We start from the raw sequence: 1,127 nt of genomic DNA on the forward strand, positions 1-1,127 counted from the left end.
TAAAGAACTTCCCAGCCAATTACACTGTCCGGTCTTTTGGCGACTAGCTTGATATTTACTACGCCTGGATTTAAAAGCAAGTAGTGTTCGAGAGTGCGATTGACTGGCTCAGACTCAGTGATGCCTCCTTGCACATAGGCTTGAATGGCATAGTGCTTGCCCAGGGAAACTAAGTCTTGGGCACTTCTTTGAAATATGGATTGATAGCTCGACTCAAGCATCTCAGCTTCGTGCTCAAGCTCCTGTAGGTTCTTTTTCTTTATTTGGGCGATATGATCCAGATACACAGAAATACTGATGATGGTGCCGACAATGAGTGTTAAAGAGAATGTAACTGAGGGGATTAGTAGACTTATAGGGCGCTTCGCACGTTCAGTTTTTGAAGTTCTGATATGTTGATGTGTAAGAGGGGGTGTTTCGCGGGGGCCGCTATCTGTTGATGAGGTGGCGGTGTTGAAAATTAGGCTGCGAGTTATGCCTGCTAGCATAGAAAGGTAAGCAACAATTTTCAGTATATGAGCGATATTGAAATGGTTATCGAAAAGTTGCGTAGAGCCGAATGCCACATGCAGTTGGGTTAGGCACTCTGGAATGCAGCTTAATAAAAACGCCAGGCTGACGGGGTCGCGTTCTTTCTGAAACCAGGTCCAGAACAATGTGGCGGCTAATAAGTATGTCGCTAGTGGAAGGATGTCATAGGGGCGGCTTATCAATTCGCCAGGGAAAGTGGTTTGCGGTAGGTTTTCGCTCACCGAGGCTAGATAAACACTTACGAAGGCCGAACCAACAAAAAAACTATCGCTAAAGGAAGTAGCTTTAGATGCTTGTACAGGGGGGGTTATTGCTGTGATGCAAAGCCCATAAGCTTAGTGCCGCCCCGACGGTCATGATTGAAGCATTGAAAAGGCGGGAAAGCGCCCAGGTAAAAGGAATAAAATCAGTGTTCTGGGCTTGAGCATCGATCACTCTTGCTGATGCCAAGGTATGAAAAATGTCGATCGATGCTGCCGAGAGCAATGCAAGCCCCATGATAGGGAGTGTAATATTACGATGATAGTAGTAATGAACAAACGCAAAGATAGCGCCGATACAGGCAATAGAAATTGCGCTCCATTCGAGAATGGTAT

General features: G+C 45.9%; 2 protein-coding genes. Both read right to left on the bottom strand.

The window, feature by feature from the left end; all coding sequences use genetic code 11:
• Nucleotides 1–752, bottom strand: a 752-nt coding sequence (locus A3729_RS30250) for a hypothetical protein (RefSeq protein WP_197476314.1), incomplete at its 3' end; no start/stop codon positions are given.
• A 64-nt stretch (nt 753–816) separates the two neighbouring features.
• Nucleotides 817–1,127: hypothetical protein (locus A3729_RS33700; protein ID WP_197476315.1), on the bottom strand; the 311-nt coding region annotated here is incomplete at its 5' end.

The sequence above is a fragment of the Oleiphilus sp. HI0043 genome (assembly GCF_001634935.1).